General features: G+C 71.0%; 8 protein-coding genes and 1 pseudogene. All 9 read left to right on the top strand.

Annotated elements, in window-relative coordinates; genetic code table 11:
- Nucleotides 1–141: 141 nt before the first annotated feature.
- Nucleotides 142–336, top strand: a complete 195-nt coding sequence (rpmI, locus tag NWP09_RS10760) for a 50S ribosomal protein L35 (RefSeq protein ID WP_258275512.1) — start codon at nucleotides 142–144, stop codon at nucleotides 334–336.
- Between the two features lie 38 nt (nucleotides 337–374).
- Entirely contained in the window at nucleotides 375–761 is a 387-nt protein-coding gene (gene rplT, locus NWP09_RS10755) for a 50S ribosomal protein L20 (protein WP_258275511.1), read from the top strand.
- Nucleotide 762: 1 nt separating this feature from the next.
- Entirely contained in the window at nucleotides 763–1,572 is an 810-nt protein-coding gene (locus tag NWP09_RS10750; RefSeq protein WP_258275510.1) for an RNA methyltransferase, read from the top strand.
- A gap of 64 nt (nucleotides 1,573–1,636) precedes the next feature.
- Nucleotides 1,637–2,374, top strand: a complete 738-nt coding sequence (locus tag NWP09_RS10745; protein WP_258275509.1) for an amino acid ABC transporter ATP-binding protein — start codon at nucleotides 1,637–1,639, stop codon at nucleotides 2,372–2,374.
- A 44-nt stretch (nucleotides 2,375–2,418) separates the two neighbouring features.
- Nucleotides 2,419–3,348 carry a glutamate ABC transporter substrate-binding protein gene (locus tag NWP09_RS10740; RefSeq protein WP_258275508.1) on the top strand — a complete coding sequence of 310 codons (930 nt, stop codon included), beginning with the start codon at nucleotides 2,419–2,421 and terminating at the stop codon, nucleotides 3,346–3,348.
- 63 nt (nucleotides 3,349–3,411) lie between these two features.
- The gene (locus NWP09_RS10735) at nucleotides 3,412–4,059 is read left to right on the top strand and encodes an amino acid ABC transporter permease (protein WP_258275507.1); all 648 of its coding nucleotides are present in this window, start codon (nucleotides 3,412–3,414) and stop codon (nucleotides 4,057–4,059) included.
- Nucleotides 4,056–5,003: an amino acid ABC transporter permease gene (locus NWP09_RS10730; RefSeq protein WP_258275506.1), complete on the top strand. Its 948-nt coding sequence runs from the start codon at nucleotides 4,056–4,058 to the stop codon at nucleotides 5,001–5,003. The genes NWP09_RS10735 and NWP09_RS10730 overlap by 4 nt, the downstream gene beginning before the upstream one ends.
- A 25-nt stretch (nucleotides 5,004–5,028) precedes the next feature.
- Nucleotides 5,029–6,075 (top strand): phenylalanine--tRNA ligase subunit alpha, encoded by a 1,047-nt coding sequence (pheS, locus tag NWP09_RS10725; RefSeq protein WP_258275505.1) that lies wholly within the window; start codon nucleotides 5,029–5,031, stop codon nucleotides 6,073–6,075.
- Nucleotides 6,075–6,674, top strand: a pseudogene (locus NWP09_RS10720) (phenylalanine--tRNA ligase subunit beta); the annotation flags it as partial. The gene pheS and the pseudogene NWP09_RS10720, both read left to right, overlap by 1 nt.

The raw sequence follows: 6,674 nt of genomic DNA, 5'->3' as shown, positions 1-6,674 counted from the left end.
GCCCCCAAGCCCGCCGCGACGCCCGCGGCCCCGAAGCCCGCGGCGAAGCCCGCGGCGCCCTCGGCGGCCGCGAAGCCCGCGGCACCGAGGCCCAAGCCCGCGGGCCCCGCGAGCAAGCCCGCATCCGAGTAGGAGACAAGAATGCCCAAGCAGAAGACGCACTCCGGTGCGAAGAAGCGCTTCAAGATCACCGGCACCGGCAAGATCCGCAAGCAGCAGGCCGGCATGCGCCACAACCTCGAGGTGAAGTCGTCGGTCCAGACGCGCCGCCTCAACAAGGACAAGGTCCTCGCGCCCGCCGACGCCAAGTCCATCAAGAAGCTGCTCGCCCGCTGACGCGCGCGACGAAGACGAAGAGATAGAGAGAACCACTCATGGCACGTGTCAAGAGGGCGGTCAACGCCGCCAAGAAGCGTCGCGTCATCCTCGAGCAGGCTGAGGGCTACCGCGGTCAGCGCTCGCGCCTCTACCGCAAGGCGAAGGAGCAGCTGCTCCACTCGCACGTCTACGCGTTCCGCGACCGCAAGGCGAAGAAGGGCGACTTCCGCCGCCTGTGGATCCAGCGCATAAACGCCGCGTCGCGCGCGAACGGCCTGACGTACAACCGCCTCATCCAGGGCCTCGGCCTCGCGGGCATCGAGGTCGACCGCCGCATGCTCGCCGAGCTCGCGGTGAACGAGCCGGCGACCTTCGCCGCGCTCGTCCAGTCGGCCAAGGCCGCACTGCCCGCCGACACGTCGGCTCCGCAGAGCGCGGCCTGACGTGCTCGACAGCCCCCGCGCGCCCCGCGTGCGAGCGGCTGCCAAGCTCCAGCAGCGAACAGCCCGGTCCGAGACCGGGCTGTTCCTGTTGGAGGGCCCGGCGGCGCTCGACGAGGCGCTGCGCTTCGCGCCCGCGTCGCTCGTCGAGGTGTTCGCGACCGAGGGGGCGCGCGAGCGCCACGCCGCCCTGCTCGAGCGCGTCGAGCCGCGGCAGCTCACCGCCGTCTCCGAGCGCGCGCTCGCGACGATGACCGACACCGTGCGGCCGCAGGGCATCGTCGCGGTCGCGAAGCAGTCGCCCGTCGCGCTCGGGACCGCGGTCGCGCGGGCTGCGGCGGCGAAGCACCCGCTCGTCGCGATCCTCCATGAGGTGCGCGACCCGGGCAACCTCGGCACGATCCTCCGCGCCGCCGACGCGGCCGGGGCATCCGCCGTCGTCGTCACCGCGAACTCGGTCGACCCCTTCGCGCCGAAGGTCGTGCGCTCGACGACCGGCTCGCTCTTCCACCTCGACGTCTCGGTGGGCGCCTCGACCGCCGATGCCATCGCGGCCGCGCAGGCCGCGGGCCTCGCCGTGCTCGCCGCCGACGTGTCGGGCGGCGACCTCGTCGCCCTCCGGGCCGAGGGGATGCTGTCGGGCCCGACCGCGTGGCTGTTCGGCAACGAGGCGCGCGGCCTCGACGCCGCGACGCTCGCGCTCGCCGACCGCGCCGTGCGGCTGCCCATCTACGGCCGCGCCGAGTCGCTCAACCTCGCGACCGCCGCCTCCGTGTGCCTGTACGAGAGCGCGTTCGCGCAGCGGGGTCTGTAACCGTTTCGTTGCGATCCCGAGACGGGGCGCGCCCCGACTCCCGCGCCCGTGCTTTGATGAGGCCATGCAGCCCCTCGTCGAGCTCGACCACGTCAACAAGCACTACGGCGATCTCCACGTCCTGAACGACATCGACATCTCGATCCCGAAGGGCCAGGTCGTCGTCGTCATCGGACCCTCCGGCTCCGGCAAGTCGACGTTCTGCCGCGCGATCAACCGGCTCGAGACGATCGACTCCGGCGAGATCCGCATCGACGGCGTGCCGCTGCCCAAGGAGGGCAAGGCGCTCGCGCAGCTGCGGGCCGACGTCGGCATGGTCTTCCAGTCCTTCAACCTCTTCTCGCACAAGTCGATCCTCGAGAACGTCACGCTCGGTCCCATCAAGGTGCGCGGGCTGAAGCGCAAGGACGCGGAGGAGCGCGCGATGGCGCTGCTCGAGCGCGTCGGCATCGCCAACCAGGCGCACAAGATGCCCGCCCAGCTCTCGGGCGGCCAGCAGCAGCGCGTCGCGATCGCGCGCTCGCTCGCGATGGAGCCGAAGCTCATGCTCTTCGACGAACCCACGAGCGCGCTCGACCCCGAGATGATCAACGAGGTGCTCGACGTCATGGTCGAGCTCGCCCACGGCGGCATGACGATGATCACGGTCACCCACGAGATGGGCTTCGCCCGCAAGGCGGCCGATCGCGTGCTCTTCATGGCCGACGGCAGGGTCGTCGAGGACTCGACGCCCGAGGCGTTCTTCTCGAACCCGCAGTCCGCGCGGGCGAAGGACTTCCTCTCGAAGATCCTCACGCACTGATCCCCGCTCCACACCCAAGCACCATCCGAAGAAGGAGAAGCACCATGCGCAGCAAGCTCACGCTCGGCGTGGCCGCGTTCGCGGTCCTCGCGCTCACCGCGTGCGGCGGCCCCGCCGGCACGACGTCGTCCGAGGCCCCCGAGGAGCCGACCGACACCGGCTCGGCGACCACGAACGACCACCCCTACGGCCTCGAGGTCGCGGAGGCGCCCGAGTTCGAGGCGGGCACGACGATGGCCGAGCTCGCGGAGGCCGGCTCGATCACGATCGGCACGAAGTTCGACCAGCCGCTCTTCGGCCTCGTCGGCCCCGACGGCGCCCCCGAGGGCTTCGACGTCGCGGTCGGCTCCCTCATCGCCGCAGAGCTCGGCATCCCCTTCGAGGGCATCGAGTGGACCGAGACCGTCTCCGCCAACCGCGAGACGTTCATCGAGAACGGCAACGTCGACATCGTCGTCGCGACCTACACGATCAACGACGCCCGCAAGGAGAAGATCGACTTCGCCGGCCCGTACTACGAGGCCGGGCAGGCGCTCATGGTGCAGGCGGGCAACCCCGAGGGCATCACCGGTCCCGACGACGTCGCCGGGCTGACGGTGTGCTCGGTCGAGGGCTCGACGCCCGCTGGGCGCATCGTCGACGAGTACGGCGCGAACCTCGACGCGACCGACACCTACTCGAACTGCCTCGACCCGCTGCGCAACGGCCAGGTGGTCGCGGTGACCACCGACAACGTGATCCTCGCGGGCTTCGTCGACCAGAACCCGGGCGAGTTCGAGCTCGTCAACGACGGCGAGACCTTCACCGAGGAGCCGTACGGCATCGGCCTCACGAAGGGCGACGACGCGTTCCGCGACTGGATCAACGACGTGCTCGAGGCGGCCGTCGAGGACGGCACGATGGAGTCGCTCTGGGAGCAGACCGCGGGCACCGTCCTGCCCACGCCGGAGTTCCCGGCAGTCGACCGCTACTGATCGATCCGCGACACCGGGTGCGGGAGGGCCTCCTCCCGCACCCGGTGATCGGATGAGGGACTGATGCAAGCACTTCTCGAGAACTGGCCGCTGTGGCTGCAGGGCATGGGCGCGACCCTGTTTCTCACCGCGGTCACCACGCTCATCGGACTGCCGCTCGGCATCCTCCTGGCCGGCATGCGCGTCTCGCCCGTGGCGGCGCTGCGCGTGCTCGCGACGGTCTGGACCGAGGTCGCGCGGAACACCCCGCTGACCCTCGTGTTCTTCTTCACCGCGTTCGTGCTGCCGCGGCTCGGCCTCATCCTCGACTTCCAGGTCGGCGCGGTCATCGCCCTGACCTACTACACGAGCGCGTTCTTCGCCGAAGCGGTGCGCTCCGGCATCAACTCGGTGCCGATCGGCCAGGCCGAGGCATCCCGCTCGATCGGGCTCGGCTTCGGCCAGACGATGACCCTCGTCGTGCTGCCGCAGGCGTTCCGCAGCGTGCTGCCGCCGGTCATCAACGTCATCATCGCGCTCGTGAAGAACACCTCGGTCGCGATGGGCTTCTTCGTCTTCGTGCTCGTCTCGGTCGCGCAGCGCCTCTCCAACTCCTACGGCGACCAGGCGCTCGAGATCTTCGTCGGCATCGCCCTCAGCTACCTCATCATGACGGTGCCCCTCGGTCAGCTCGTCGACCACCTCGAGCGCAAGTGGAGCGTGCAGCGATGAGCGGATCCGTCCTCTTCGACGCCCCGGGCCCGAACGCGATCCGGCGCTCGCGCATCCTGTCGATCGTCTTCGCGGTCGTCGCGGTCGCCGCGCTCGCGCTCGCGGCGTACCAGCTGTGGCTCGGCGGCGCGTTCTACCAGGACCGCTGGGACATCTTCCAGCAGCCCGACCTGTGGTTCGCCGCCCGGGGGCTCCTGGCAGGGCTCCGCACGACGCTCACGATCGCCGCGATCGCCGCCGTCGGCGCGATCCTGCTCGGCATCGTGTTCGCGATCCTCCGCAGCGCGCTCTCGCCGTGGGTGCGGGTGCCGGTCACGATCGTGCTCGAGTTCTTCCGCGGCATGCCCGTGCTGCTGATGATGCTGTTCATCCTCATCGTCTTCTCGACCGGCGCCTACTGGGCGGTCGTGTGGGCGCTCATCGTCTACAACGGCGCGATCATCGGCGAGGCGCTCCGCGCCGGCATGAAGTCGCTGCCGAAGGGGCAGCGCGAGAGCGGGCTCGCGATCGGCCTGACGCCCTTGCGCACGACGCTCGAGATCGAGCTCCCGCAGGCGTTCCGCATCATGCTCCCGATCATCCTCGCCCAGCTCATCGTGCTGCTGAAGGACACCTCGCTCGGCTACATCGTCGGCTCGCCCGAGCTCATCCGCATCGGCCGCCAGCTCGTGGAGTTCTACGACCGCCAGGGCGGCCCCTACGCGCTGTCGATGTTCTTCGTCATGCTCGCGATCTTCCTCGCGATCAACCTCACGCTCTCGTGGCTCGTGCGCGTGCTCGCGCGTCGCCTCGCGCGTCCGCGCCGCGGCGGCCCGAACATCGACGGCACGAGGACCGAGGCGATCCCGCTCTCGACGCAGGCGATGCGCGAGGTTCGGGATCCGCAGGCGGACATCACGCGACTGCCCGGCGCGGGCGCGGGCGGTGCCACCGGCGGAGCCTGATCGGCCGCGCCGGTAGGATCGTCCGGTGCCCCACCCCGACGCATCCCCTGACCTCGGCGCGCGCGTCGACGCGGCCGTCGAGGCCGCGCTCGCCGCGATCGACGCCGCCTCGACGACCGCCGAGCTGCAGGCCGCGAAGTCCGCCCACAACGGGCAGGGCTCCGAGCTCGCCGCACTCAACGCATCCCTCAGGGACATCGCGCCCGAGGGGCGGAGGGCAGCCGGTCAGGTCATCGGCGCCGGCCGCGCCCGCGTCGCCGAGGCGATCGCCGAGCGCCAGGCCGAGCTCGCCGCGGCCGAGGAGGCGGCGCAGCTCGAGGCCGAGCGCGTCGACGTCACCGCGCTGCCGCGGCTGCGCATGCCCGGCGGCCGGCACCCGCTGTCGATGCTCGCCGACGAGATGACGGATGTCTTCGTCGGCATGGGCTGGGAGGTCGCGGAGGGCCCCGAGCTCGAGCACGAGTGGTACAACTTCGACGCCCTGAACGTCGACCCCGACCACCCGGCGCGCAGCGAGTCCGACACGTTCTACGTCGCGCCCGCCGAGCGGCACCTCGTGCTGCGCACGCAGACGAGCCCGGTGCAGGCCCGCTCGATGCTCACGCGCGAGCTGCCCGTCTACATCGTGGCGCCCGGCCGCGTCTACCGCACCGACGACGTCGACGCGACGCACCTGCCGGTCTTCACGCAGATGGAGGGGCTCGCGGTCGACAAGGGGCTCACGATGGCGAACCTGCGCGGCACGCTCGAGCACCTCGCGCGCGTCATGTTCGGCGACGAGGCGAAGATCCGCCTGCGCCCCAACTACTTCCCCTTCACCGAGCCGAGCGCCGAGATGGACGTGTGGCACCCCGGCATGCGCGGCGGCCCCCGCTGGGTCGAGTGGGGCGGCTGCGGCATGGTCAACCCCAACGTGCTGCGCGCGGCGGGCATCGACCCCGAGGTCTACTCGGGCTTCGCGTTCGGCATGGGCGTCGAGCGCACCCTCCAGTTCCGGTACCAGCTCGACGACATGCGCGACATGATCGAGGGCGATGTGCGCTTCACCGAGCAGTTCGGGATGGTGATCTGATGCGGATTCCGCTGTCATGGCTCGCGGAGCACGTCGAGCTGCCGCAGGACGACACCGCCGAGTGGCTCCACGCGACGCTCGTGCGCGTGGGCTTCGAGGAGGAGGCCGTGCACGGCGGCGGGCTGCGCGGCCCGATCGTCGTCGGCCGCGTGCTCGACTTCGTCGAGGAGCCGCAGAAGAACGGCAAGACGATCCGCTACGCGCAGGTCGACGTCGGCGAGGCGAACGGCGGCGTGCGCGGCATCGTCTGCGGGGCGCTGAACTTCGTCGCGGGCGACCGGGTCGTCGTGACCCTCCCGGGCTCGGCGCTCCCCGGCGGCTTCGAGATCGCCGCGCGCAAGACCTACGGCCACGTCTCCGACGGCATGATCGCCTCCGAGCGGGAGCTCGGCCTCGGCGACGACCACGACGGCATCATGCGGCTCGACGAGCTCGGCATCCCGGGCGAGGTGGGGGCGGATGCGCTCGCCATCCTGGGCCTCGACGACGAGGCCGTCGAGATCAACGTCACGCCCGATCGCGGCTACGCGCTCTCGATCCGCGGCATCGCGCGCGAGGTCGCGGGCGCGACCGGCCAGGCGTTCGCCGACCCCGCCGAG

The sequence above is a fragment of the Agrococcus sp. HG114 genome (assembly GCF_024723325.1).
Lineage (GTDB): Bacteria > Actinomycetota > Actinomycetes > Actinomycetales > Microbacteriaceae > Agrococcus.
The sequence above is the reverse complement of the archived record's forward strand: the minus strand, read 5'-3'. Positions and strand labels throughout refer to the sequence as shown.